Source organism: Enterocloster sp. OA13, assembly GCF_022440595.1.
In the GTDB taxonomy this organism is placed as follows: Bacteria; Bacillota; Clostridia; order Lachnospirales; family Lachnospiraceae; genus Enterocloster; species Enterocloster hominis.
Window position 1 is genome coordinate 5637181 of the sequence record NZ_JAKNTF010000001.1, and the last position, 26711, is coordinate 5663891.

A 26711-nucleotide genomic window follows, 5' to 3' on the forward strand; every position below is an offset into this window, starting at 1 on the left:
CCTATCTGGATATTCACTCCCTCCATCCACACCCCCGGAAACCTATTTAAACATATATAGTTTCATCCTAAAGCCTATCTCCTATTCCCCCACCGCAGCCCCAATGAAATCCAGCACCGTATTAATATTCTCCTCCGTCTCAAAAAGCACGGAAGAGTGGATGGCCCCGGGAAGGATCTGAAGCCTCACCCGCTCCTCCCCGCAGACCTTATTTGCCTTCATGGCAAAGCGGACAGACTGCTGCATGGGCAGTATCTGGTCCCCGCTTCCATGCTGGATGAAGAGCGGCGGCATATTCCTATGGATATGATGGATAGGGCTGGCCGTCCTTACCACCTCCTCCCCGCTTCCCGGATTCGCCCCCAGGAACAGGGTGCACACCCCATCCTCCTGATTATGGAATGGGAAAATGCTTTCCTCCGTCAGCGGAAACGCAGGTTCATACTCACTCTCATCCCGGTCCGTGCGATCAGATACAAGGAAACGTCCTATGATACAATTGGTTTCCAGCTCCTCGTCAGCCGTCAAAAAGTCGGTCTGGGGATACCAGGCCACCCCGGCTGCCAGGCCCGCGTCCATTTCCCTGTACGGGTCTGTTTCACTGTCAAAATACCTGTCCTGTGCGCACAGGCATCCCATCAGGGTCATATATCCTCCTGCGCTCCCGCCCCATGCAGCCAGCCGGTCCGGACAGATGTCCCATTCCTCTGCATTGGTCTTTATGAAGCGTATGGCCCGTTTAATATCCCTGACCGGTTCCGGAAACCCAACCTCCCCTGCAAGCCTGTAATTCAGCCCAATCACTGCAAACCCCCGCTCAAGTCCTGCAAGCATCGGTTCTATCATCTCCTTCTGGCGCTTGTCGCAGGCCACATACCCGCCGCCATGGATGCTGATGATGGCCGGGAAAGGCCCCTGTCCCTCAGGCAGGAACACATCCAGCTTCTGGGACGGTGAATCCTGCCCGTACGCCACATCAAAATACCCCCTTCTTCCTTCCACTGAAATCATCGGTCCATTCTTTCTCCACATCCTTACGCTCATTTCTGATCCTCCCTTAAATAATCATTCTTTTTCACTCTCAAAATAATAAATACAACCAACAGCACAGCCATGAACACCAGAAGGATATTGCTGTAAAGCCCCGCATTTCCTTTTGCCAGTGAAGGACCCTCCGCCAGCCCCCTGGCAGACATCATCCTGCCCGTAAGCGTAATCAGAAGCGAGGGACCAATACTGGTCATCAGGTTAAAGAACCCGATTCCCACCCCCACCTGCTCCGGCGCCAGCGTGCAAATCACGATTTCCATAAATGGCGCATACACCAATGCAAAGCCGCCTGCAAACAGACAAGCGCAGATTCCTAACGCCAACACGCCCCTGTCCGTGCCCAACGCCCCAAAGGCAAGGGCCGCTGCCACCAGGATCAATGCCCCGCATAAGGTACGGAAGCTTTTAAACCGGGTAACAATCCTGCCGCTGTTCATTGCTATGACTGCCGCAAAAACGTAGCTTGGCAGCAGTATCAGGGAAACCTTATCCAGGGTAACCTGATATATCCCCTGGGCCATGAAGGGGAACAGGAATGAAAATGAATTCTGGATTCCAAATGTCAGCGCCACCAGCAGTATGGCTGTCACATAATTCCTGTTCCTGAAAAAATCCATATTGATGAATGCCCGCCCGCTCTTGGATATATAGATAAAAAATACCGCCAGCACCACCATTGACAGCAGCAGATACCCCATGCTCCCCATATTAAAATACATGGATATGAGGAATGTGAACCCCACCAACAGCACCAGCCCCGCAATATCCAGCCTGCCCTCCTGATTCAGCCTTTCGTCCGGCACATACCTGCATATGGACGGAAGGGCTGCCAGCGAGACCAGTGGAATCAGGAACGCATACTTCCATCCGATATAAGTTGCAAAAAAACCTCCCAGCAGGATACCGGACGCCTGTGAGATGGACACGCAGGCCGTATTAAATCCATAATATCTGGCATGCTCCCGTTCCCCTATGTACCTGCTCACCAGGATGATCATCAGCCCGGAACCGCAGGTCCCTCCCGTAATCATCAGGGCAGACGCCCCCAGCAGCATGTAAAAACTCCTTCCCGCTGCCAGAAATCCCATAACCGCCCCCACATCCAGCAGACAAACCCCAAATATCATCAATCTGCGGATACTCAGATAATCCGACAGCGTGGAATAGGCAACCGACGCGACCCCCATTATCAGCATGACCGTCATGCTAAGAAGACTTACCGTGGTAGGGCTGATTCCAAAATCCACTGTAAGCTGCGGGGAAATAATGTTGATGACGCTGATCATGGTAGCGCTTGAAATAAACACCAGCATAATCATGGGAATCACCCGTTTGACATTGTTTTCATCATTCATTTTCTATACCTCCTACTATATTTTTACCTATATAGTATATTTAGTTGTATAGAATATACTTCTATCGTCAATGTTTGTCAACCATATATCTGTTCCCCATGTCTTTTTCGTCAGAACAAACAAAAAAAGCCCATGTCTTTTGGGCTTTTTTCCTATAATCCTAATGATACCAATTCAGAAGTATATCCACTTCCTCATATGGGATGAAATGCTTTGTGAATACCAGCATTTCACCCTTCTGGTTATATATTTCCTCAAAAATCATCAGAAACAGGCGTTCCGGGCGGTAAAACTCCTCTTCCTCAATGCTCTGGCCTTCTGCCGTCACCTTCATCTCCATCCTCACCCGGTGGAAATGCTCATAGATATCACATTCCAGAAATCTCTGAACCTGTTCCTCCTTGTTTAAATCCAGTTCATAGCCATCCAGCACATCCGCCAGGATTGCGGAATAGGAATAGCCGATCATCACTCCCTGGAACCTGAACCTGCGCCTGGCCTCCAGTGAAACCGACCCTTTCCGCTTAAAGATATGCTGTATATATTCATTGGCCGGCCTTAATTCCATGGAGAACTCCATCTGATCCGGCTGTCGTCTTAATACCTTCCTGACCGGACTGCCCGGCTTCTCCATCCCCACCTCAGCCTTCACGGTCTGCTTCCTGACGTAATTGCCCATACCATGCCTGGCTTCAATGATACCATCCTCCTTTAACAGGTTCAGGGATTTCCGAAGGGTCATCCTGCTCACATTCATCTGCAGCGCCAGTTCTTCCTCCGGCGGCAGTTTGCTTTCCTCAGGATAAAGCCCCTGCTGTATCAGTCCTAATATCTCATTATATATGATTACAAATTTGGGAAATGCTTTCTTATCACCTGGCACCTGTCCGCCTCCTTTTATCTCCAGCCGCTGCTATCGTTGCTGCTATCATCATAATCAGGATTCAAAAGGGTACTTGAAAAAACCAAGCACCCTGTGTATAATTAACCTAGAGGGAATCAAAAGACAGTCGTATGTCTGATGATTGCGCTTCGGATAACTGCATAATTTTTAGTTATGGGCTATCCTCTAGTTGCGGTAGAGGATAGCTATTTTCTATTCTGATGATTATCTATGTAAGTCAATGCTGCTAATATAACCAGCACCAATGTCAATACCTCATGTGTATCCATATTACATTCCCTCCCGGATTTATTTCCGAAGGAAACCACCAGACTATCCTCTGTCCCCTATTTAATTATACAATCCTATCATAACACTCATAGAAACAATTTAATAGGGCTGAATTTGAACAGGGTACTTGAAAAATCCAAGCACCCTGTGTATAATTAACCTAGGAGTAATCAAGAGACGGTTGCATGTCTGATGATTGCGCTTCGGATATGGTGTAATTTTAAGTTACAGGCTATCCTCTACTGCGAATAGAGGATAGCTATTTTCTATTCTGATGATTATCTATGTAAGTCAATGCTGCTAATATAACCAGCACCAATGTCAACACCTCATGTGTATCCATACTACATTCCCTCCCGGATTTATTTCCGAAGGAAACCACCAGACTATCCTCTGTCCCCTATTTAATTATACACCCCTATTTTAACACTTATATCATAGTATTAATAGGGCTGGGCTAAAAACATAAGCCCAGCCTTTTTAACATGAAACTTTACCGCTGCCTGTCAGCCGTCTGCTGTAAAACCTTATTTTTCCTTTGCCTCGACCATCTTCTTGATATCAGCAATGAAATCCTCCAATACAGCAGCGCCTAAATCACCTTTATCCCTGCTTCTTACCGTGATAGCGCCCTCTGCCGCTTCCTTCTCACCCAGCACCAGCATATAAGGAACCTTTTCAAGCTGGGCCTGACGGATCTTATATCCAACCTTTTCATCCTTATGGTCTAACTCCGTGCGGATACCGGCTGCCTTCAGCTTCTCATAAACGCCCGTTGCATATTCCATGGACTTCTCAGAAACAGGAATGACCTTAACCTGTACAGGAGCCAGCCATACCGGGAACTTACCAGCAAAATGCTCAATCAGGATACCGATAAAACGCTCAATGGAGCCAAAGCATACGCGGTGGATCATAATCGGACGCTTCTTGGAACCGTCCTCCGCCGTGTACTCCAGGTCAAACCTCTGAGGCATCTGGAAATCCAGCTGGATGGTGCCGCACTGCCATGTCCTGCCCAGGGAATCCCTCAGGTGGAAGTCAATCTTAGGCCCGTAGAATGCGCCGTCGCCCTCATTGACAATGTATTCCAGCCCCATATCATCCAGCGCCTTTTTAAGGCCGTTTGTAGCCATCTCCCAATCCTCGTCAGATCCCATGGAATCCTCCGGCCTTGTGGACAGTTCCACAAAATACTCAAATCCAAACTGGGTATATACTTCATTGATCAGCCTGGTAACACCCTTGATTTCATCCTCTATCTGGTCATCCCTCATAAAGATATGGGCATCGTCCTGTGTAAAGCAGCGCACACGCATCAGACCATGAAGCTGGCCGCTCTTCTCATGGCGGTGGACCAGACCCAGCTCGCCCACACGAAGGGGCAGGTCGCGGTAGGAATGAGGCTGGTTCTTATACACCAGCATGCCGCCCGGACAGTTCATGGGCTTAACCGCATAATCCTCCTCATCAATGACGGTTGTGTACATATTATCCTTATAGTGATCCCAGTGACCGGAATTCTCCCACAGCTTACGGCTCAGTATAATGGGGGTGGAAACCTCCTGGTATCCTTCCCTCTGATGGATTTCACGCCAGTAGTCAATCAGCGTATTCTTAAGGGTCATACCCTTTGGCAGGAAGAACGGGAAACCAGGACCTTCCTCAGCAAACATGAACAGGCCCAGTTCCTTGCCCAGCTTCCTGTGGTCGCGCTTCTTAGCCTCCTCCATCATGGTAAGGTAATTCTCTAAATCCGTCTTATTGGCAAATGCAGTACCGTAAATCCTGGTAAGCATCTTATTCTTCTCGCTTCCTCTCCAGTAAGCGCCTGCAATACTGGTAAGTTTAAACGCCTTCACACCCTTTGTATACATGATATGGGGTCCTGCGCACAGGTCCACGAACTCGCCCTGCTGATAGAAGCTGATGGTTTCCTCGTCAGGCAGGTCCTGGATCAGCTCCACCTTGTACGGCTCTGCCTTTTCCTCCATGAACCTGACTGCCTCATCCCTGGGAAGCACAAATGGCTTAACCGGAAGATTTTCCTTTACAATCTTTGTCATCTCAGCTTCCAGTTTCTCCAGGTCCTCAGGTGTGAATCCGCCCTCCCTGTCAAAATCATAGTAAAACCCGTCATCAATGGCCGGTCCGATTGCCAGCTTTGTCTCCGGGTACAGCCTCTTCACTGCCTGTGCCAGCACGTGGGATGCTGTGTGGCGGATGGCCCTTAACTCATCCTCTGCTTCCTGTACGCTTCCGTCCGGTAAAATAATCTTCATGCTATTACTCCTTTCATTCTCTCTAGGGCGTGTTTGAAAATTCATTCCCCAGGAAATAATTCCGGCATCCTTTGTGGTTATCATGTTTTCTCTCAGTATATGTCCATCCGCCGGAATGGGTAAAGAAAAACCCCTGGACATATCCCTATGTCCAAGGGTGCATATACACGGTTCCACCTTGATTTTCACTCATTGGTCCCTTAACGCGGGATACGGTGTCATTTCCTCCCGGGAATCCGATTAATGCTTTGGGTTCCTGTTACCGTCATCCAACAGATGACCGGCATGGTATCCTTGACACGGCTCAGGACCGGTCTTCATCAATCTTCGGTATACAGCCCTTCCACCAAAGGGGCCGCTCTCTGGATACTTCCCATTGACTACTGATTCCTTCAACGCCATTAACTGCATTTCTGCTAGTTTTGATTATAGCATTTGGCCATGATTTGTCAAGGCTTAAATGATGATGCTCCGTCCTAAAATAAAACTCCCCCATCATTGCAACCATTGTATCCGCCGGATATGGTAAGATTGCCGGCGTATTGACCAGAGGAAAAGGGATTATCCCCCAATGCTGACAAAAAACTTCCACGATGTCCATAAAAGTTATCCACCCATGCCGCATAATCAGCCTTCAAATTGTGGATAACATTTACTTTCCGCCTTATTTCTGTTAAAATATATCCTCAGGACCATATACAGATAGTGCCGGGCGGCACTAGATAAGACAAAAGAAGGTGAATACATGAAAATCGTTATTATTGACGGCCAGGGCGGCAAGATGGGAAGATCTGTAATTGAACAGCTGAAGAAACGTTTTCCTGAACTGGAGACATATGCAATCGGAACCAACAGTATTGCCACCTCCGCCATGTTGAAGGCAGGGGCAACCTATGGGGCAACCGGCGAGAATCCCGCCATTGTCAATGCCCAGGATGCGGATATCATCATAGGTCCCATCGGTATCGTCATGGCCAATTCCCTGCTGGGAGAAATCACTCCAGCCATGGCAGCCTCCATCGGTTCCAGCAAGGCATATAAGATACTTATCCCGGTGAACCGCTGTAACCATTACATCGTGGGATGCCAGAACAATACCTTATCCGATTATATAAGCATGGTATGCGATGAAGTAGGGAAGGAAGTGAAATCCATTTGAGGACCATAGAATTTAAAATGGAACGCCAGGGCCTTGTACAGGAAGGCGACAAGGTCAAAATCATTGAACGGGAGGGAACCAGCAGCTACAGTTATATCATTGACCCCGCTGTAGCCATGTCCGGCTGCTTTCCTTCCAGGTACCGCATCAGATCCGAATATGGCATCATAAAGGAAATCCGTGAAAATTCCAGAGGATTTTATGTGATTGTGGATTTTGATGAGGATGAACCAACCTGATAGGATCTGCCAGCCAAAAGACAGTAAGGAGTAAGGAGGCATGTCAAATGAAGTCATATCTGATAGGAATCCCAGCTGCTGTAAGTGCCGCGTGTCTTTTAACCGGCGGATATCTGTATCACATTGCCCTGGATGCCAAAACAGACAAATCATCCCTGCTGAAACCTACACCAGACACCATACAGCCTGACAATCAGGTGCCCCAGCAGCACAGACAGATTCCCCTGCGGCACAATCAGATTCCCCAACGGCACAATCAGGTTCCTCAGCGGCACAGACAGATTCCCCAGCAGCACAATCAGGTTCCTCAGCGGCACAGACAGATTCCCCTGCGGCACAATCAGATTCCTCAGCGGCACAGGCAAGCCCCTGAAGCAGGCAGCCATCTAATCCGACAATACCAGGACAGATATCTGTATTCCTTTGATAATCTAAAACTCCATGCTTATTTGTGCATGAACACTAAAACAGGCAATCAAAGTCAGGCATCCCTCCAGGCCCGTACAGGCAGCCATTGGGTAATCCTGGTTCACGGATATGCAGATTCCGGCCTGTGGTTCCATGAAGAGGCCCTGGCCTTTTACCGTCAGGGCTTCCATCTGCTGCTGCCTGATGCCAGGGGCCATGGTCAAAGCCAAGGCGCCTACGTTGGCATGGGCTGGCATGACCGTCTGGATATCATAAGCTGGATCCACTGGATTATGGAAAAAGATTCCCAGGCAGAAATTATCCTATACGGTGTATCCATGGGTGCTGCCACCGTCATGATGGCTGCAGGAGAAAACCTGCCCTCCAATGTAAAAGCAGTCGTGGAAGACTGTGGATACACATCTGCATGGGATGTACTGAAATACCAGCTGAACGTACAGTTCCGCCTGCCGGCATTTCCGGCCCTTACCAGTGCAGGTCTGGTCAACTTCATAAAAAACAGATATAGGTTAAAAGACGCTGATGCCGTCAAATGTGTCTCCAGGGCAAAAGTCCCGATTCTCTTCATCCATGGCACAGAAGACAGGTTCGTCCCCTTTGAGATGTCCAGGACACTCTATGATGCCTGTAACAGCAAAAAGGAATACCTTGCAGTAGAAGGCGCCGCCCACGTAAAATCTGCCATGGTGGGCGGCCCAGCCTACTGGGATAAGGTATTCCAGTTCATCAATCAATATATCTCCTAACCAATCGGTACAATCCTGACCTCATCAGTGGATTCTGTTGCCGGCGGAATCGTAGGCACCGGAACCGTGACCTCCTGACCCGGTTTAACGGTTCCTGCCACAGTGCCACCCGGCATGGCCGGATTTCCAGCCTGGCTACCTGAATTTGTCCCCTGACTGCCCGGATTCCCCGCCTGGCTGCCTGGATTCGTCCCCTGGCTGCCTGGATTCGCACCCTGACTGCCCGGATTCCCAACCTGATTACCTGGATTCGCAGCTTGGCTGCCTGGCGCCATGGTCTGTGCAGGTATCTCTCCTGGCAATGTCTCTATGGGTACGATTACCTCATCCCCTCCCTGGCTGCTCTCTTCTTCCTTTGACACATCTATAGCAGCCATATCAATCAGACTTCTGTCAGCCCCATTTAATTCAACCGCCTTACTCCAAAGCACACTTGTTATTCCGCTGCTTTTACTCCAATCACAATCATGCCACAGGCAGATGACCTTGCCGTCTTTAGCCATTACAATCTCCAGCATATCATTCCCATCCACATGCTTACCGGTCCTGGCCGATGCATCATTTATCTTATAAATAGTCCCGTCCCGTGATATAACCGCCGCAACTCCATAAGATCCGCTCCAGATAGAGGGATGGTATTCCCCAAATATCTCGCCCTCATCTTCATAATAATACATATTCTGGATAACACCGGGAAAGGGTTCTGACAAAGCCTGTTTATTCTGTCCATCTAAATCCGTCCTAAATATCCTACTGTACCATTCGCCTCCACTCCCCTTATCCACATAACTGCTGTAATAAATCTGATTATCCACAATACAGTAACTTTGTACACCATAAGTTTCCCTGATAAGGACGGTATCATTGCTATCCTGTTTTGAATTAACAGTTGCCTTTGACCCGCTGCCGCTGAGATAATATGTCCTTCCATCAATGGTAAGCTGTCCATGCTTCACATATTTAATCTCACCGTCTTCCTCTATCCTATAAATCCGGTCACCCACAGCAACACTATTTCCACTGTCGGCCACAGCCGGATTCCCCAGTTCATCCACCAGATAGCAGCTGTCATCCTTAATTACAACTGAATACTTCCCTTCCCCGGCAGCTATCTCCACCCCGGATACAGCAGAATGGATCTGTCCTGCCTGAGCATAATAAATGGTATCATTGAACACCATATAACCGTCTACCTGCTCAGCAATCAATTCCTTTACATTACTTCCCGGCCTCATGCGGAACAGCTTATCACAAAGCCCTTTCTCGGCCTCTGAAAGGCGCGTCAGCTGACTTTCCTTCACCTTAGGCAGATAATATACATAATCACCATAAGCCCGCATGGAATACCTTGTAGTCTTCTCAGGGGATGTTTCCCCTCCAAGGACCATGATTTTATTCTCCACGGTCTTCCTGTATAGGATTGTCCTAAACAGGCCTGTCCCTTCCTCATCTTTAAGAAAACACCAAAACGCATTGGTCCTTACCAGGCTGTCCAGGTTCTCCCCCGTACTCTCAGGAACATAATCCAAATCAGTCTCAATATTTTTCAGATACCCCTTGGTATCGTGGAGTGTATATATCTGCCCATCCTGTTTTAACTGCCCGGTAACCATGAACCCGTCCTCATTAAAATAATACAGGAATCCATCTATATCCTTCCACTGATCCTTAACAAAACTTTTTGCATCCAGATAATACATCCATCCCTGGTCTGTCTCATTCCATCCCACAGAAGGTTCCTCATCTGTATCGATGGTTATATCCATGGTTTCTTCCTCCCTGGAAAAATCCAGCTGCTTATAATCCGAACTGATTTTCCCAAACACGGAAATAACCACATAAATAGCTGCAACCATCACAAGTACAGCAATCAGGATAAGAAATACCATCTTTACGGGCGATTCTTTCTTTTTACGACGTCTGTTCATTTGCTTTTCCTTTGAACCTCTTTTTCTATAATAACTTATAGTATCAGACTTCCCTGGTTTTTACAATGGCGGAAATCTTACAATAAATAAAAAAAGCACCTATCCATAACAGATAATTAAAAATTAAAAGGCAGTATATTTAAGTCATTTAACGCCACTTGACATATTTGTAGGATTGGTATAATATAATAATACCAGGAAGTTTAGTACATATGTTGCACTAAACAAAGCCCCAAAGAGTACCAGTCTTTGGGGCTTCTTTTTGGCTAGCTGTCTTTACGGTTCCGGTCTAACCATTTGTATATGTAGTAACCAGCTACACTTGCCATGACCGAAACCAGGAAGTTTAATACATTAGACATGTTGCACACACCCTTTCCGCTGCACGGTATAGGGTAGACAGCAAATCTATTATACTATATTTGATCATATACTTACAGCATTAATTATGACATGATTAAAAGTAAATATTAATTACTCTTACCATATGATTTTACATCAGAAAGCACCAGCAGACCCGGAGACTTTAGGTTCCTGTCTCTGGTGCTTATTTATCAAAATAATATTTGTACTATTGACATTTAGAACAAATTATCCTAAATCTTTCCAAGGCAACTATTTTTACATCTGTCAGAAATACCCGAATATTCCTTAGATGGGTACATGCTGATATGGTCTTAGCTTTGACCCGGTAAAGATAAAGGTTCCTAAAACTCCCAAAAGAATGTCCATGTGCTTTCTTCTGCTGAGATACAATATTTATTGGATTCCGCAAAATTCTCCGTCCTGTGGCTGACTACCAGAAATAAGGCTATAATCGCTTTAATGCTGGACTCTGGTATTAGGCAGAACGAGGTATGCACATTAGTAAAAAAGGAGCTGGATTTTGACCGTGGTGCGTTACAAGTCACCGGGAAGGTTTCCAAAGACCGTTTAGTCCCCTTGGGGTATATTTCCAAAATGTTGCTGGAAGATTATCTATCCCAATTTCTGCATTGATAACTACAGGTTTCTGCATTGATAACTACAGGAGAACGGGAAATACTGGTGTCTACGATTTGAGCACTTTAATGGGTCATGAAAGCATTGAAACCACGAAAAGATATGAGCACTTTGCACATGAAATAATCGCCGTTCAAAACTGCAATTCCCACCTTGATAACATCTACCTGAAATAAATTTTTTGTGGATAAATCCCCCTAAAACAACGTATTTACGTACTTTTTGGCAATAAAAAAGCACCTATCCATAACAGATAAGTGCCTTAGTGCCCAGAGCCGGAATCGAACCAGCGACACGAGGATTTTCAGTCCTCTGCTCTACCAACTGAGCTATCTGGGCATCTGATGAGCGTGCCGGGGTTCGAACCCGGGACAACTTGATTAAAAGTCAAGTGCTCTACCAACTGAGCTACACACCCAAGATTTAAGTTTTTACATTAAAAATTGCGGGGGCAGGATTTGAACCTACGACCTTCGGGTTATGAGCCCGACGAGCTTCCAGACTGCTCCACCCCGCGCTAATATATAATTATAAATGTTTTAAAATGCTTTGTCAATAAACATTTTAATGGGCGAAGGTGGATTCGAACCACCGAAGGCATTGCCAGCAGATTTACAGTCTGTCCCCTTTGGCCACTCGGGAATTCGCCCTTATTAAATTAGTATATACACTTTTTTAAGAAAAATACTTGAGTGGGGCCTACAGGGCTCGAACCTGTGACCCTCTGCTTGTAAGGCAGATGCTCTCCCAGCTGAGCTAAGACCCCAATAGGTATTTTCTTCAGCGTGTATATGAAAGAAAAACGACCCGGAACGGGTTCGAACCGTCGACCTCCGCCGTGACAGGGCGGCGCTCTAACCAGCTGAGCCACCGGGCCATTAAAGGCATATACATACCTTCAAAACCACATATTGAAAACCGAACTGACAAACTTCCTGCTTCTCCCTGAACCTTCTGGTTAAGCCCTCGACCGATTAGTATTAGTCAGCTCCGTACATTGCTGCACTTCCACCTCTAACCTATCCACCTCGTCGTCTTCAAGGGGTCTTACTGCTTACGCATGGGAGATCTCATCTTGAGGGGGGCTTCACGCTTAGATGCCTTCAGCGTTTATCCCGTCCAGACTTGGCTACCCTGCCATGGCCCTGGTAGGCCAACAGGTACACCAGCGGTCTGTCCATCCCGGTCCTCTCGTACTAAGGACAGCTCCTCTCAGATCTCCTACGCCCGCGCCGGATAGGGACCGAACTGTCTCACGACGTTCTGAACCCAGCTCGCGTACCGCTTTAATGGGCGAACAGCCCAACCCTTGGGACCTGCTACAGCCCCAGGATGCGATGAGCCGACATCGAGGTGCCAAACCACTCCGTCGATGTGAACTCTTGGGAGTGATAAGCCTGTTATCCCCAGGGTAGCTTTTATCCGTTGAGCGATGGCAATCCCACTTTCATACCACCGGATCACTAAGTCCTACTTTCGTACCTGCTCGACCCGTCAGTCTCGCAGTCAAGCCCCCTTATGCCTTTGCACTCTTTGGATGGTTTCCAACCATCCTGAGGGAACCTTTGAGCGCCTCCGATACCCTTTCGGAGGCGACCGCCCCAGTCAAACTCCCCACCTGACATTGTCCCCCGCCCAGGTCATGGGCGCAGGTTAGAAACCCAGTACCGCAAGGGTGGTATCCCAACAATGGCTCCATACAGACTGGCGTCCATATCTCTTAGCCTCCCACCTATCCTGTACATGCAGCACCGGATCCCAGTATCAAGCTGGAGTAAAGCTCCATGGGGTCTTTCCGTCCTGGCGCAGGTAACCAGCATCTTCACTGGTATTTCAATTTCACCGGGTGCATTGTTGAGACAGCGCTCAAATCATTACGCCTTTCGTGCGGGTCGGAACTTACCCGACAAGGAATTTCGCTACCTTAGGACCGTTATAGTTACGGCCGCCGTTTACTGGGGCTTAAATTCAAAGCTTCGGTTTCCCTAACCTCTCCTCTTAACCTTCCAGCACCGGGCAGGCGTCAGCCCATATACCTCACCTTACGGTTTTGCATAGACCTGTGTTTTTGCTAAACAGTTGCTTGAGCCTATTCTCTGCGGCCACATCTCTGTGGCACCCCTTCTCCCGAAGTTACGGGGTCATTTTGCCGAGTTCCTTAACAATGCTTCTCCCGCCGGCCTTAGGATTCTCTCCTCATCCACCTGTGTCGGTTTACGGTACGGGCATGCATCACACGATAGCGGCTTTTCTTGACAGCCGGAATCACACACTTCGCTACTTCAGTTCGCTCCGCGTCACGTCTTCGGGTTGCACGGCGGATTTGCCAGCCGTACCCCTACCCCGCTTGCCCCGGTATTCCCATTCCCGGGATGTGTTGTCCTTCTGTGTCCCCACAGTTCTGATGATGCATGGTACAGGAATCTCAACCTGTTGTCCATCGGCTACGCCTCCCAGCCTCGCCTTAGGCCCCGACTTACCCAGAGCAGATCAGCTTTACTCTGGAAACCTTGGATATTCGGCCTGGAGGATTCCCACCTCCATCTCGCTACTCATTCCGGCATTCTCTCTTCTTAGCACTCCACGGCTCCTCATCGGTACCGCTTCGCCGTCCTAAGAATGCTCCTCTACCAATGTACTCACATACATTCCTAAGCTTCGGTGTTGTGTTTCAGCCCCGGACATTTTCGGCGCAGGACCTCTCGACTAGTGAGCTATTACGCACTCTTTGAATGTGTGGCTGCTTCTGAGCCAACATCCTAGTTGTCTTTGAAATCCCACATCCTTTTCCACTTAACACACACTTTGGGACCTTAGCTGTAGGTCTGGGCTCTTTCCCTTTTGACTACCCAACTTATCTCGTGCAGTCTGACTCCCGTACATCATTTATGCGGCATTCGGAGTTTGATATCCCTTGGTAAGCTTTGACGCCCCCTTAGGAATTCAGTGCTCTACCTCCGCTAAACTTGATACGAGGCTAGCCCTAAAGCTATTTCGAGGAGAACCAGCTATCTCCGGGTTCGATTGGAATTTCTCCCCTATCCACACCTCATTCCCACCCTTTTCAACGGATGTGGATCCGGTCCTCCACGGAATTTTACTTCCGCTTCAACCTGGACATGGATAGGTCACCCGGTTTCGGGTCTGCCTGTACTGACTTGACGCCCATTTAAGACTCGGTCTCCCTTCGGCTCCGCACCTTAAGTGCTTAACCTTGCCAGTACCGGCAACTCGCCGGACCGTTCTACAAAAAGTACGCGGTCGCACCTTAACGTGCTCCCACAGCTTGTAAACACAGGGTTTCAGGTTCTCTTTCACTCCCCTCCCGGGGTCCTTTTCACCTTTCCTTCACAGTACTATGCGCTATCGGTCACTAAGTAGTATTTAGCCTTGGAGGGTGGTCCCTCCGACTTCCCACAAGGTTTCTCGTGTCTCGTGGTACTCTGGATACCGCCGCTGCCTATTGTTTTCATGTACGGGGCTCTCACCCTCTATGGCCTGCCTTCCCAGGCAGTTCCATTAACAAGTCGGCTCACTTACGCGGTCCATAACCCCAGCATGCACGCACGCTGGTTTGGGCTCATCCCATTTCGCTCGCCGCTACTCTGGGAATCGATGTTTCTTTCTCTTCCTCCGGTTACTTAGATGTTTCAGTTCACCGGGTTCCCGACGTATGGCTATGTATTCACCATACGACACTTGAGGGTTGCTCAAGTAGGTTTCCCCATTCAGATACCTCCGGATCAAAGGATATTTGCTCCTCCCCGAAGCTTTTCGCAGCTTATCACGTCTTTCATCGGCTCTTAGTGCCAAGGCATCCACCCTGCGCTCTTATTAGCTTAACCAAAACGACCTCCACCTGCGGGTGCGGGTGTCAGTCAAAGTCCATAGCGTTGGACTCTTTGGTTCTAGGTTCTTCTTAAACGCTTTCGCGTTTACAAGTTTGTTTCTTTCCATACAATCTCTTGTATGGCCTCGGATGTCTTGTTTATCCTAATTTCTTAGGATACTCAATTCATTTTTTTCAATATGCGGTTTTCAAGGTACGTATGTGACTGATGTTTTATCAGTCATTAGTGAACTCGATTCTTCGAATCCACTAATCACTGGTAAAAACCAGTTATATGGAACAGCACTTCCCTGCTGACGTAGGTTAACACATTCTTTATAACACAGGTTTCGCTTTTACCTCCACCCATTGGAATATGTCTGTTCTATATAAAACACTCTTTCGAGTGGTTTTTTTAAGGGAATCCGGCAGCCACCTGCTCTCCCATGCCGTCTCCAGCATAGTACCATCGGCCGCTTAGGTCTTAACCATCGTGTTCGGGATGGGAACGGGTGTGTCCCCTAAGCGCATCGCCACCGGAAATCTTTTTGTTTCCTTGACTTTTGATAATCAGAAAACTGAACAGTATATAAAACCCTTACTTCTTCTTCCTTAGAAAGGAGGTGATCCAGCCGCACCTTCCGATACGGCTACCTTGTTACGACTTCACCCCAGTTACCTGCCCCGCCTTCGGCAGCTCCCTCCTTTCGGTTGGGTCACTGACTTCGGGCGTTGCTGACTCCCATGGTGTGACGGGCGGTGTGTACAAGACCCGGGAACGTATTCACCGCGGCATTCTGATCCGCGATTACTAGCGATTCCAGCTTCGTGTAGTCGGGTTGCAGACTACAGTCCGAACTGGGACGTTATTTTTGGGATTTGCTCACCTTCGCAGGGCCGCTTCCCTTTGTTTACGCCATTGTAGCACGTGTGTAGCCCAAATCATAAGGGGCATGATGATTTGACGTCATCCCCACCTTCCTCCAGGTTATCCCTGGCAGTCTCCCTAGAGTGCCCACCCGAGGTGCTGGCTACTAAGGATAAGGGTTGCGCTCGTTGCGGGACTTAACCCAACATCTCACGACACGAGCTGACGACAACCATGCACCACCTGTCTCCCCTGTCCCGAAGGAAGGGACACGTTACTGTCCGGTCAGGGGGATGTCAAGACTTGGTAAGGTTCTTCGCGTTGCTTCGAATTAAACCACATGCTCCACCGCTTGTGCGGGTCCCCGTCAATTCCTTTGAGTTTCATTCTTGCGAACGTACTCCCCAGGTGGAATGCTTATTGCGTTAGCGGCGGCACCGAGGGGCTTTGCCCCCCGACACCTAGCATTCATCGTTTACGGCGTGGACTACCAGGGTATCTAATCCTGTTTGCTCCCCACGCTTTCGAGCCTCAACGTCAGTTACAGTCCAGTAAGCCGCCTTCGCCACTGGTGTTCCTCCTAATATCTACGCATTTCACCGCTACACTAGGAATTCCACTTACCTCTCCTGCACTCCAGCCACACAGTTTCCAAAGCAGTCCCGGGGTTGAGCCCCGGGCTTTCACTTCAGACTTGCATCGCCGTCTACGCTCCCTTTACACCCAGTAAATCCGGATAACGCTTGCCCCCTACGTATTACCGCGGCTGCTGGCACGTAGTTAGCCGGGGCTTCTTAGTCAGGTACCGTCATTTTCTTCCCTGCTGATAGAGCTTTACATACCGAGATACTTCTTCACTCACGCGGCGTCGCTGCATCAGGCTTTCGCCCATTGTGCAATATTCCCCACTGCTGCCTCCCGTAGGAGTTTGGGCCGTGTCTCAGTCCCAATGTGGCCGGTCACCCTCTCAGGTCGGCTACTGATCGTCGCTTTGGTGGGCCGTTACCCCGCCAACTGGCTAATCAGACGCGGATCCATCTCACACCACCTGGGTTTTTCACACCGTACCATGCGGTACTGTGCGCTTATGCGGTATTAGCAGCCATTTCTAACTGTTATCCCCCAGTGTGAGGCAGGTTATCCACGCGTTACTCACCCGTCCGCCACTCAGTCATCCCATATTCCATCCGAAAACTTCCTATAAGATGCTTCGTTCGACTTGCATGTGTTAGGCACGCCGCCAGCGTTCATCCTGAGCCAGGATCAAACTCTCAAATTAAAAGCTGATTCCAGGTTTCAGACTACTTAGCTTGGCTAGTTATCTTTAACCTTCATTACTTGGTTTTGTTCTGAATTTTCTCAAATCCAAAGGTCCAAACCAGACCTTTTGTTTTTAGAATTTTCAGGGTTTTACATACTGTTCAATCTTCAATTATCAAGGTTCTCTGTGTTGTCGGCTTGTTCAGCAGCAACTTTTATATCTTATCACAGCTGCTTGTGTTTGTCAACAACTTTTTTAACTTTTTTTGATTTTTGTTTTTGACTTGATTTTGTCTTTTCAAAAATCATCCGCTGCATTTTCTCCAGCGGGTATTAATCATATCACAGTTGTCATTTTTTGTCAACAACTTTTTTTGATTAATTTTGTGCCCCCGGGGCAAAACAGTAAAAAAATAATCATTTGGAAAATGGAGCGGAGAAAGAGGGATTTGAACCCTCGCGCCGGTTTCCCAGCCTACACCCTTAGCAGGGGCGCCTCTTCGGCCTCTTGAGTATTTCTCCGAATTGATATTTTCCATATGATTGCTTCTTATGACATGTTTGTCCTCAGACGCATTGACCATTATACTAGATAGGATTTACATTGTCAAGGGCTTTTCAGCGACATTTTTATTTATTTCTTCCTGAATCCTGTCGTGTACAAGATGTGCTATTTCTGAGGTCTTCATTCCCATATATTGATCCGGCATAATGGGTTCCATATAGTGGACTTCCACATATTCCTGATTCAGTGAGCTCATATCAAAGGGCCTGAAGGAATTAATCAGGGCAACCGGCACAATAGGGCAGCCGGCTTTTACCGCACTTTTGAATGTACCGCTTTTGAAATCCAATATCTCGTTTCCTTTTCGGCTTCGGTGCCCTTCTGCAAATATCACAAAGTTCCGGCCTTCCTTTACCAGCCTTGTCACTTCTCCTATAATACGCACCTGGTCCTTCATGTCCTTCCTGTCCATGGCCAGGCTTCCCGTGGCCCCCAGTACCTGTTTCACCAATATCCAGCCAGATGCTTCTTTTTTTATGACAACCGAAAGGGCCTTGGGACATGTTGAAAAAAGCGCCAGCACGTCAAACAGCCCCTGATGGTTCGGAAACAGCATGAATCCATCCTTCTCAGGAATATGTTCCACCCCGGTTACTTTTATGGTAACCCTCCCCCTTTTTATGATCCTTCTGGTCATCTCTGCAATATAGTCATACCGCTGCTGCATGGTATGATTATCCCCGGGTCTGGCCATACAGGCGATTTTAAGCAGCCATACCGGCGCATGGAACAGATTCATGAATACCATATATATAATCCGTTTCATATGCTCCCCTCTTCTTCCCCCTGATTTTAATGATGGTTTCCTGCATTATGGTCTGCAGTACTCTTTTACCGCTGTCTCATACAGGTTGTTTCCCTGGGAATCCACTACCACGATTACAGGGAAATCCTTAATCTTAAGTTTCCTTATTGCCTCCGGACCCAAATCCTCGTATGCAACGATTTCCGAAGATAGGATGCATTTTGATAAAATGGCTCCTGCTCCTCCCACAGCCGCAAAATACACGGACTGGTTGCGTATGATGCCATCCATGACTGCCTGGGACCTTTTACCTTTTCCTATCATGGCCCCCATACCCATGTCTAAGAGCCTGGGCGTGTATTTGTCCATACGGCTGGCAGTGGTGGGACCTGCCGATCCAATGGGACGCCCTTCCCTGGCAGGTGACGGACCCATATAGTATATTATATTGTTTTTTATATCAAACGGCAGCATCTCCCCTTTATCCAGGGCTTCATCCATACGCTTGTGGGCTGCATCCCTGGCAGTATAGATGGTTCCGGTTAGATATACGTAATCTCCTGCCTTTAATGAAACCGCATCTTCCTTTGTCATCGGTACATTCATATGTCTGTCCATAACCATTACTCCCTCTCACGGTAATCCCTTATTCTGTTTATGAATCCTGTTTATAATATCCTGTTTGCATGGCGGTTTACATGACAGCATATATTGACGGCCACAGGAAGTCCTGCTATATGGGTTGCGAACGTCTCAATATTGACTGCAAGGGCTGTTATCCTTCCCCCCAGCCCTCCCGGCCCAATGCCAAGCTGGTTGACTCTTGTGAGCATTTCCTGCTCCAGTTCCTTTACCCACGGTACCGTTGGCTTTTCCTCTATATTCCTTGTGAGGGCATGTTTTGCCATCTGGGCACATTTTTCAAAGGTTCCGCCGATGCCCACACCGATTACCATGGGAGGACAGGCATTTGGGCCGGCATCCCTGACAGCTGTGATGATGGCGTTCTTCACGCCTTCCAGTCCGTCGGCTGGTTTTAACATGAATACGCGGCTCATGTTCTCACTGCCAAATCCCTTGGGTGCTACCGTGATATAGAGGGTATCACCTTCCACGATTTCATAATGGATTACGGCAGGCGTGTTATCCTTTGTGTTGACCCGCTCAATTGGGTCTCCAACCACGGACTTACGGAGATATCCTTCTTCATACCCCTTTCTCACACCTTCATTGACAGCATGGGCCAGACTGCCTCCTGTTATATGCACGTCCTGTCCCACCTTAAGGAATACTACTGCCATCCCTGTATCCTGACAGATGGGTATCATATCCTCAGCAGCGATTTTCAGGTTTTCTTTCAGCTGTCCAAGGACCTGGCGTCCCAAAGGAGACTCCTCCTCCTTAACTGCCAGGTTGAATACCTGCTTCATATCCGGCGCAAGCATATGGTTTGCCTCAATGCACATTTCCTTAACTGCTTCTGTAATCAGCCCTGTGTGTATCTCCCTCATGGCCTATACTCCTCCTTTAATTGGTAATATGTATTCCAGGAATTCCTCCTCGGGCATCGGCTTCCCATAGTAATAACCCTGTATGCTGCTGACCCCGAATTCCTTAAGCATTTCCGCCTGTTCCTTTTCTTCCACCCCTTCAGCTACAATCTTAAGTCCCATGGAGCGGAAGGTCTTAACCATGCTCTTTACTAAAAGTTCTGCCTTTCTATCCCCCGGAATGCCTTTTAACAGGCTTTTATCCAGCTTAATATACTCAAAAGGCAGCGAGAGTACACATGAAATATTAGAATAACCTGTCCCGAAATCATCCAGATAAAAACAGATTCCGCTTTTAGTCAGTTCTTCCATCATCATTTTCATATAGTCCATGTCCTGGAGAAGTACCCTTTCCGTAATCTCAATCTTCAGCCGCTCCGGCGTCAGGTGGTACTTATCCAGGCACTGCTTCATCCGTTCCAGAAGTGTCCTGTCTTCAAACTGCTGCATGGAAAGATTGATGGATATGGATTTGATCTGGCCAGGCGTCCGTTGCAATAATAAGCACACCTCCTCCAGCACAATCCAGAACAGATCGTCAATCATTCCCTTTTCTTCTGCTATGGGAATAAATTCCCCGGGTGAAACAGGATTACCGTCATAATCCTTCAGGCGCAGCAGGGCCTCGGCTGACGAAAAACAGTTATCCTCCAGACTGTATACAGGCTGGTACCATACCTTAAAACGCTTGTGCTCAATGGAATACTGCATGATTTCAATCAGTTGTTTCCGCCTCATCAGATGATGGAGCATGGACGAATCAAATCTTTTAAGGCCTTCCGGTGACTCCCCGGCTGACTCTATACCATATTCCAGGAATTCAATGACCTGGGCCGGGTTCCACTCCTGTCCCGTGTATACAAAATCAGTAAAAAGCGCATTGATGTTGCATGAAACCTTTCCCTGATTCCACGGATGATTGAACCGGTCCCTGATTTTCCCTATATTATCATATGCATTTTCCTCTGAATCATAGGGAAGGAGGATGGCAAATTCAACATTGGCAAACCGGAATGCCCTTGACTGGGGAAGGATATGGTCCAGTCTGTCCGCAATGACATAGAGGAATTCATCCCCCTGCTTATAGCTGAACTTCTGGTTGATGGAGGAAAAATTCTTCAGGGCCACAAGTATTACCTGGAACTGCTGGTGCCCTGCTATGCGCAGCGCGATTTCCTGGAAAAAGCTGTTCCTGTTGCCGATTCCGGTAAGGCTGTCCCTTTCATTCCAGCTGCTTTGGAAGCTTATATATATGATCATGTCGGTTATGGCTGCGAACATGCCGTTTATCAGAAGATACGGATATTCATGCTGAAAGTAAATCAGGGCCGCGGCAAGGATCGGCATGGTGCGTATCAGCCTTACCACGGATTTCCCCACACTGGGACGGTTGCGCAGATAACACGTGGACAGCATCAGTACTTCTATGCCCATCACCACATAGCCCGCGCTGTTAAGAGGACCTCTCTGGTATGACATGTGCCCGTCAAAGTAAAAGAGAACACCGCTTTTTAAATTCCACAGCACAAGGAGAAGGTACAGCACATTAAGGGCTGCTGCCATCATGAGGAAACGCCTGATACATATCCGGCTGTATACATGTTCCAGTATCAGGGTTGCCAGATACACGGACACCACCGTGCATAGGAATACGGCCAGCATGAAGTAGGCGCTGTTGAGGGCCATATTAATCCACAGGGGTATCCTGGACGCAATCGAAATGGTATGTACACATAAAATATTAAGGAGGATGGTCAGTACGGACATCCATAGACAGAGCCTGTACATCTTTCTCCTGTAATTAGCTGCCAATTTCCTTTCATAGTAGTGCAGCATTAAAAATATGATGATAATTAATGCCAGCAACTCAGCTGCCAATGACCATCTGATCATCTATTTCTCCTTTGTAAGTGAAATTATACATGAAAAGGCTGTCTTTCAGGACAGCCTTTTCAGTATATTCAACCTTATTTGCCTACACATCAGCTGTGCTGCTCTTTATTCTTTCTCTTCCGCTTCCACGTCTTCTGAATCGGCATTCCCTGCTTCCACATCTTCTGCCTCAGCAGTTTCCTCATCATAGAATTCTTCATCAAAAACATTGCTTTCCTTCGTAACGCTCTCGCGCACCTTGGCAATGCTTGCAACCTTTATGTCAGATTCCTGGTCAATGTTCATCAGCTTGACTCCGGATGTGTTGCGCCCGATGATGGATATATCGTCCACGCTCATACGGATAACGATGCCTTCTGTTGTGATCAGCATGATTTCGCGGCCGTCATTTACCAGCTTTGCCCCTACGATATTGCCGGTCTTTTCCGTGCACTTGTAACAGATGACACCCTTTCCGCCTCTGTTCTGGGCGCTGAATTCTGATATGACGGTACGTTTGCCCATACCATTTTCAGAAACAATGAGAAGGCTTTCTCCCTGGCTTTCCATCTGCATGCCAATGACTTCGTCATCTTCTTCAAACCGCATACCGATGACACCCATGGATACACGTCCGGTCACCCTTACATCTGTCTCATTGAACCGGATACACATTCCCTTGCGCGTTACAAGGAAAATATCCTGGTTATTATCCGTTGCCTTTACCTCTATGAGTTCATCATCCTCACGCAGTACAATGGCCTGAAGCCCGTTCTTGCGCACATGTTCATATTCCACCATAGGCGTCTTCTTGACCATACCGTTCCTGGTTGCCATGAACAGATATTTGTCCTCGTTATATTCGCGCATTGGGATGATGGCTGTAATCTTCTCATCTGGCTGCAGCTGAAGGAGGTTGATGATGGCCGTGCCTCTTGCAGTACGTCCTGCCTCGGGAATCTCATATGCCTTAAGCCTGTATACGCGTCCCTTATTGGTAAAGAACATCATGAAGTGATGGTTGGTGGTCATGAGCAGATCCTCGATATAGTCTTCCTCAATGGTCTGCATTCCCTTGATGCCCTTGCCGCCGCGGTTCTGGCTTCTGAAATTGTCCACATCCATCCTCTTGATGTATCCAAGATGGGTCATGGCAATCACCGTATCCTCATCCGGAATCAGATCTTCCATGGATACATCGTCATCGTATCCAATGGCAGTACGCCTGTCATCCCCGTATTTATCCGCGATGATCTGGATTTCCTCCTTGATTACGGTCAGGAGCTTTTTCACATCTGCCAGGATTGCCTGTAATTCCTCAATCTTGGCCAGAAGTTCCTTGTATTCGTTCTCAAGCTTCTCGCGCTCCAAACCGGTCAGCGCGCGCAGTCTCATGTCCACAATGGCCTGGGACTGTGCATCGGATAAACCGAAGCGCTCCATCAACTGGTTCTTGGCATCCGCCACATTGGATGAACCGCGGATGATACGAATGACCTCGTCAATATGATCCAGGGCAATGAGCAGGCCTTTTAAGATGTGGGCGCGCTCCTCAGCCTTATTCAGGTCATACTGTGTCCTTCTTCTTACGACTTCTTCCTGATGCTTCAGATATTCATCCAACATCTGGTGAAGGTTTAAGACCTTTGGCTGGTTATCAATCAGGGCCAGCATGATGACGCCGAAGGTGTCCTGGAGCTGTGTGTGCTTTAACAGCTGGTTCAGGATGACGTTGGCATTCACATCCCTGCGCAGCTCTATGTTGATGCGCATGCCCTCACGGTTGGATTCATCCCCGATGTATGTGATTCCGTCAATCTTCTTTTCCTTAACCAGGTCCGCGATTTTCTCAATCAGACGGGCCTTGTTGACCATGTACGGAAGTTCGGTCACTATGATTCTTGACTTTCCGTTGGCCATGGTCTCTATGTTGGTGACCGCGCGCACCTTTATCTTGGCGCGTCCGGTGCGGTATGCCTCTTCTATGCTTCTTCTTCCCAGTATGGTTGCCCCTGTGGGGAAATCAGGACCTTTGACAATCTCCATGATTTCTTCCAGGGAAGTCTCCCTGTCCTCTTCCACCTGGTTGTCAATCATCTTTACCACGGCACTGATGATTTCCCGCAGGTTGTGGGGAGGTATGTTGGTGGCCATGCCGACGGCGATACCGGATGTGCCGTTGACCAGAAGGTTGGGATACCTGGAGGGGAGCACCACCGGCTCCTTCTCTGTTTCATCAAAGTTGGGTACGAAGTCAACCGTATCCTTGCCGATATCAGCCAGCATTTCCATGGAAATCTTACTTAAACGGGCTTCCGTATAACGCATGGCCGCAGCGCCGTCACCGTCCACGGAACCGAAGTTGCCATGACCGTCTACCAGCGGATATCTGGTGGACCACTCCTGGGCCATGTTAACCAGGGCGCCGTAGATGGAGCTGTCTCCGTGGGGATGGTATTTACCCATGGTATCACCTACGATACGGGCGCACTTACGATGTGGTTTATCAGGACCATTGTTCAGCTCTATCATGGAGTAAAGCACACGTCTTTGGACCGGCTTTAAACCATCCCTTACATCGGGGAGCGCCCTGGCGCTGATTACACTCATGGCATAGTCAATATAGGACTGTTCCATGGTCTTTTTCAGGTCTACATCATGAACCTTGTCAAATACATTTGGTTCCATATTCAATCTCCTTTATGTTTGAAATCCTCTTAGTTCAGCCATAAGCGCAATCAGATATCAAGGTTCTGTACACGCTTTGCATTGGCCTCAATGAATTCCCTTCTTGGTTCTACCTGGTCGCCCATCAGTGTGGTAAAGGTCAGGTCAATCTCGGATGTGGTCTCCTCGTCCAGGGTTACGCGCAGCAGCACCCTGCGCTCAGGATCCATGGTTGTCTCCCACAGCTGTTCCGCATCCATCTCACCCAGTCCTTTATAACGCTGGATTTTATTGTTGGTGTCACGGCCAATGTCCGTGAGGATGGAATTAAGCTCGTCGTCGCTGTATGCGTACCATACCTTTTTGCTCTTTTCCACCTTGTATAAAGGCGGCTGGGCCAGATATACGTAGCCCTGTTTGATTAGCTCCGGCATGAACCTGTAAAGGAAGGTCAGAAGCAGGGTGCTGATATGGGCGCCGTCCACATCAGCATCCGTCATGATGATGATCTTGTGGTAACGCAGCTTGGATATGTCAAAGTCTTCGTGGATTCCTGTTCCAAATGCCGTAATCATGGCCTTGATTTCCGCATTGCCGTAAATCCGGTCCATCCTGGCTTTTTCCACGTTCAGTATCTTGCCTCTGAGGGGCAGGATGGCCTGGGTTGCACGGGAACGGGCTGTCTTGGCCGAACCGCCTGCGGAATCTCCCTCAACAATATAGATTTCACAGTTTTCAGGATTCTTATCTGAACAGTCAGCCAGCTTGCCGGGAAGCGCCATTCCGTCCAGTGCGGACTTACGGCGTGTCAGGTCCCTGGCCTTCCTGGCCGCGGCCCTGGCCCTCTGTGCCATGATGGACTTCTCACACATGGCCTTGGCGATTGCAGGGTTCTGCTCAAGGAAATAGGTCAGCTGTTCGCTGACAATATTATCCACTGCGCTGCGGGCCTCACTGTTGCCCAGCTTCTGCTTGGTCTGGCCCTCGAACTGTGGTTCTTCCACCTTGATGCTGATGATGGCGGTCAGGCCCTCCCGGATATCCTCGCCGGATAGGCTGTCCTCGTTATCCTTAAGCAGCTTATTCTTCCTGGCATAGTCATTAAACGTCTTGGTGAGCGCGTTCTTAAAGCCGGTCAGGTGGGTTCCGCCTTCCGGGGTATTGATATTGTTGACAAATGTATATATATTCTCGGTATAGGAATCATTGTGCTGCATGGATACTTCCACGTACACGCCTTCCTTGGATCCTTCACAGTAAATGACCTGGTCGTATAAAGGCGTCTTGCCCTTGTTCAGATAGGTGACAAATTCCTTGATACCGCCCTCATAGTGGAAGGTCTTTTCCTTCTTCTCATCCCTGTCATCCTTCAGGGTAATCCTAAGGTTCTTTGTAAGGAACGCAGTCTCGCGAAGCCTTATCTTCAAGGTATCATAATCGTAGATTGTTTCTTCAAATATCTCTTTGTCGGGCAGGAAGGTAACCTTGGTCCCATGCTGGTCAGGACTGCATTTGCCTACGATTTTCAAAGGATACGTTACTTTTCCGCGTTCATAGCGCTGCTGGTAAATGTCGCCATCCTTATATACCTGTACCTCCAGCCACTCGGAAAGTGCGTTAACAACCGATGCGCCAACGCCGTGAAGGCCGCCGGATACCTTGTATCCCCCGTTGCCGAATTTACCGCCTGCATGGAGGATGGTGAATACGACTTCCACGGCCGGAAGGCCTGCCTTCTTCTGGATGCCAACCGGAATGCCGCGGCCATCGTCCACAACGGTTATGGAATTGTCCTCATTGATCGTAACCTCAATGGAATCACAATATCCTGCCAATGCCTCATCAACCGCATTATCTACAATCTCATAAACCAGATGGTGGAGACCTCTGGCCGATGTGCTGCCAATATACATGCCAGGCCTTTTCCTGACTGCCTCAAGTCCTTCCAAAATCTGAATCTGATCTGCTCCGTATTGCTCTCCCATGTTCTA

Annotated in this window: 16 protein-coding genes, 7 tRNA genes and 3 rRNA genes; 4 read left to right on the forward strand and 22 right to left on the reverse strand. The window is 48.4% G+C overall.

What is annotated here, in order from left to right:
- Nucleotides 1–81: 81 nt before the first annotated feature.
- From MCJ35_RS25270 to thrS, 4 genes are all read right to left on the reverse strand, one after another.
- Nucleotides 82–1044 carry an alpha/beta hydrolase fold domain-containing protein gene (locus tag MCJ35_RS25270; protein ID WP_025484653.1) on the reverse strand — a complete coding sequence of 321 codons (963 nt, stop codon included), beginning with the start codon at nucleotides 1042–1044 and terminating at the stop codon, nucleotides 82–84.
- Nucleotides 1041–2405, reverse strand: coding sequence for an MFS transporter (locus MCJ35_RS25275; RefSeq protein WP_240299696.1), 1365 nt, complete (start codon nucleotides 2403–2405; stop codon nucleotides 1041–1043). Before MCJ35_RS25275 ends, MCJ35_RS25270 begins: the two co-directional genes overlap by 4 nt.
- A 160-nt stretch (nucleotides 2406–2565) precedes the next feature.
- Nucleotides 2566–3288 (reverse strand): GntR family transcriptional regulator, encoded by a 723-nt coding sequence (locus MCJ35_RS25280; RefSeq protein WP_025484652.1) that lies wholly within the window; start codon nucleotides 3286–3288, stop codon nucleotides 2566–2568.
- A gap of 818 nt (nucleotides 3289–4106) precedes the next feature.
- Nucleotides 4107–5861 (reverse strand): threonine--tRNA ligase, encoded by a 1755-nt coding sequence (gene thrS, locus MCJ35_RS25285; protein ID WP_025484651.1) that lies wholly within the window; start codon nucleotides 5859–5861, stop codon nucleotides 4107–4109.
- Nucleotides 5862–6606: 745 nt separating this feature from the next.
- Between thrS and MCJ35_RS25290 the strand changes: the two genes are divergently transcribed.
- Nucleotides 6607–7020, forward strand: coding sequence for a DUF3842 family protein (locus MCJ35_RS25290; protein ID WP_008726729.1), 414 nt, complete (start codon nucleotides 6607–6609; stop codon nucleotides 7018–7020).
- A complete protein-coding gene (locus MCJ35_RS25295) occupies nucleotides 7017–7259 on the forward strand; it encodes a hypothetical protein (protein WP_008726730.1) in 243 nt (80 codons plus the stop codon). The genes MCJ35_RS25290 and MCJ35_RS25295 overlap by 4 nt, the downstream gene beginning before the upstream one ends.
- A 149-nt stretch (nucleotides 7260–7408) precedes the next feature.
- Here the strand turns inward: MCJ35_RS25295 and MCJ35_RS25300 are convergent, their stop codons facing one another.
- A complete protein-coding gene (locus MCJ35_RS25300) occupies nucleotides 7409–7618 on the reverse strand; it encodes a hypothetical protein (RefSeq protein ID WP_234852368.1) in 210 nt (69 codons plus the stop codon).
- Between the two features lie 96 nt (nucleotides 7619–7714).
- On the opposite strand from MCJ35_RS25300, the gene MCJ35_RS25305 reads away from it, so the two are divergent.
- Nucleotides 7715–8434 carry an alpha/beta hydrolase gene (locus tag MCJ35_RS25305; RefSeq protein ID WP_227796536.1) on the forward strand — a complete coding sequence of 240 codons (720 nt, stop codon included), beginning with the start codon at nucleotides 7715–7717 and terminating at the stop codon, nucleotides 8432–8434.
- Here the strand turns inward: MCJ35_RS25305 and MCJ35_RS25310 are convergent.
- A complete protein-coding gene (locus MCJ35_RS25310; RefSeq protein ID WP_025484648.1) occupies nucleotides 8431–10362 on the reverse strand; it encodes a hypothetical protein in 1932 nt (643 codons plus the stop codon). The two genes, MCJ35_RS25305 and MCJ35_RS25310, sit on opposite strands and share 4 nt — an antisense overlap.
- A gap of 732 nt (nucleotides 10363–11094) precedes the next feature.
- Here MCJ35_RS25310 and MCJ35_RS32355 point away from each other — a divergent pair.
- A complete protein-coding gene (locus MCJ35_RS32355; protein WP_025484647.1) occupies nucleotides 11095–11361 on the forward strand; it encodes a tyrosine-type recombinase/integrase in 267 nt (88 codons plus the stop codon).
- 269 nt (nucleotides 11362–11630) lie between these two features.
- On the opposite strand, the gene MCJ35_RS25315 is transcribed toward MCJ35_RS32355, so the two are convergent.
- The 16 genes from MCJ35_RS25315 to gyrB all read right to left on the reverse strand — a co-directional run bounded on the left by MCJ35_RS25315 (nucleotide 11631) and on the right by gyrB (nucleotide 26705).
- Nucleotides 11631–11703 (reverse strand) — tRNA-Phe (locus MCJ35_RS25315).
- Nucleotides 11704–11709: 6 nt separating this feature from the next.
- A tRNA-Lys gene (locus MCJ35_RS25320) sits at nucleotides 11710–11782 on the reverse strand.
- A gap of 25 nt (nucleotides 11783–11807) precedes the next feature.
- Nucleotides 11808–11881: transfer RNA gene (locus MCJ35_RS25325), tRNA-Met, on the reverse strand.
- Between the two features lie 51 nt (nucleotides 11882–11932).
- Nucleotides 11933–12014: transfer RNA gene (locus tag MCJ35_RS25330), tRNA-Tyr, on the reverse strand.
- A 43-nt stretch (nucleotides 12015–12057) separates the two neighbouring features.
- A tRNA-Val gene (locus MCJ35_RS25335) sits at nucleotides 12058–12130 on the reverse strand.
- Between the two features lie 37 nt (nucleotides 12131–12167).
- Nucleotides 12168–12241 (reverse strand) — tRNA-Asp (locus MCJ35_RS25340).
- 77 nt (nucleotides 12242–12318) lie between these two features.
- Nucleotides 12319–15209 (reverse strand): 23S ribosomal RNA (locus MCJ35_RS25345).
- A gap of 407 nt (nucleotides 15210–15616) precedes the next feature.
- Nucleotides 15617–15734 (reverse strand): 5S ribosomal RNA (rrf, locus tag MCJ35_RS25350).
- A 75-nt stretch (nucleotides 15735–15809) separates the two neighbouring features.
- Nucleotides 15810–17340: ribosomal RNA gene (locus MCJ35_RS25355) — 16S ribosomal RNA — on the reverse strand.
- The 16S, 23S and 5S rRNA genes sit together here with 7 tRNA genes alongside, the layout of an rRNA operon.
- 415 nt (nucleotides 17341–17755) lie before the next feature.
- Nucleotides 17756–17843, reverse strand: a tRNA-Ser gene (locus tag MCJ35_RS25360).
- A 77-nt stretch (nucleotides 17844–17920) separates the two neighbouring features.
- Complete coding sequence (locus MCJ35_RS25365) at nucleotides 17921–18652, reverse strand: lysophospholipid acyltransferase family protein (protein WP_025484646.1); 732 nt, start codon at nucleotides 18650–18652, stop codon at nucleotides 17921–17923.
- A 45-nt stretch (nucleotides 18653–18697) separates the two neighbouring features.
- Entirely contained in the window at nucleotides 18698–19249 is a 552-nt protein-coding gene (locus tag MCJ35_RS25370; RefSeq protein ID WP_025484645.1) for a Fe-S-containing hydro-lyase, read from the reverse strand.
- Nucleotides 19250–19299: 50 nt separating this feature from the next.
- Complete coding sequence (locus tag MCJ35_RS25375; protein ID WP_025484644.1) at nucleotides 19300–20142, reverse strand: fumarate hydratase; 843 nt, start codon at nucleotides 20140–20142, stop codon at nucleotides 19300–19302.
- A gap of 3 nt (nucleotides 20143–20145) precedes the next feature.
- Nucleotides 20146–22074, reverse strand: coding sequence for a putative bifunctional diguanylate cyclase/phosphodiesterase (locus MCJ35_RS25380; protein ID WP_025484642.1), 1929 nt, complete (start codon nucleotides 22072–22074; stop codon nucleotides 20146–20148).
- A gap of 105 nt (nucleotides 22075–22179) precedes the next feature.
- Nucleotides 22180–24741: a DNA gyrase subunit A gene (gene gyrA / locus MCJ35_RS25385; RefSeq protein WP_025484641.1), complete on the reverse strand. Its 2562-nt coding sequence runs from the start codon at nucleotides 24739–24741 to the stop codon at nucleotides 22180–22182.
- Nucleotides 24742–24791: 50 nt separating this feature from the next.
- A complete protein-coding gene (gene gyrB / locus MCJ35_RS25390; RefSeq protein ID WP_008723096.1) occupies nucleotides 24792–26705 on the reverse strand; it encodes a DNA topoisomerase (ATP-hydrolyzing) subunit B in 1914 nt (637 codons plus the stop codon).
- Nucleotides 26706–26711 lie beyond the last annotated feature (6 nt).

Coding starts and splice junctions, on each gene's coding strand:
- MCJ35_RS25310 (WP_025484648.1), bottom strand. CDS start 10,362: ATGAACAGACGTCGTAAAAAGAAAGAATCGCCCGTAAAGATGGTATTT.
- gyrB (WP_008723096.1), bottom strand. CDS start 26,705: ATGGGAGAGCAATACGGAGCAGATCAGATTCAGATTTTGGAAGGACTT.
- MCJ35_RS25275 (WP_240299696.1), bottom strand. CDS start 2,405: ATGAATGATGAAAACAATGTCAAACGGGTGATTCCCATGATTATGCTG.
- MCJ35_RS25290 (WP_008726729.1), top strand. CDS start 6,607: ATGAAAATCGTTATTATTGACGGCCAGGGCGGCAAGATGGGAAGATCT.
- MCJ35_RS25380 (WP_025484642.1), bottom strand. CDS start 22,074: ATGATCAGATGGTCATTGGCAGCTGAGTTGCTGGCATTAATTATCATC.
- thrS (WP_025484651.1), bottom strand. CDS start 5,861: ATGAAGATTATTTTACCGGACGGAAGCGTACAGGAAGCAGAGGATGAG.
- MCJ35_RS25375 (WP_025484644.1), bottom strand. CDS start 20,142: ATGAGGGAGATACACACAGGGCTGATTACAGAAGCAGTTAAGGAAATG.
- gyrA (WP_025484641.1), bottom strand. CDS start 24,741: ATGGAACCAAATGTATTTGACAAGGTTCATGATGTAGACCTGAAAAAG.
- MCJ35_RS25370 (WP_025484645.1), bottom strand. CDS start 19,249: ATGGACAGACATATGAATGTACCGATGACAAAGGAAGATGCGGTTTCA.
- MCJ35_RS25365 (WP_025484646.1), bottom strand. CDS start 18,652: ATGAAACGGATTATATATATGGTATTCATGAATCTGTTCCATGCGCCG.
- MCJ35_RS25270 (WP_025484653.1), bottom strand. CDS start 1,044: ATGAGCGTAAGGATGTGGAGAAAGAATGGACCGATGATTTCAGTGGAA.
- MCJ35_RS25305 (WP_227796536.1), top strand. CDS start 7,715: ATGAACACTAAAACAGGCAATCAAAGTCAGGCATCCCTCCAGGCCCGT.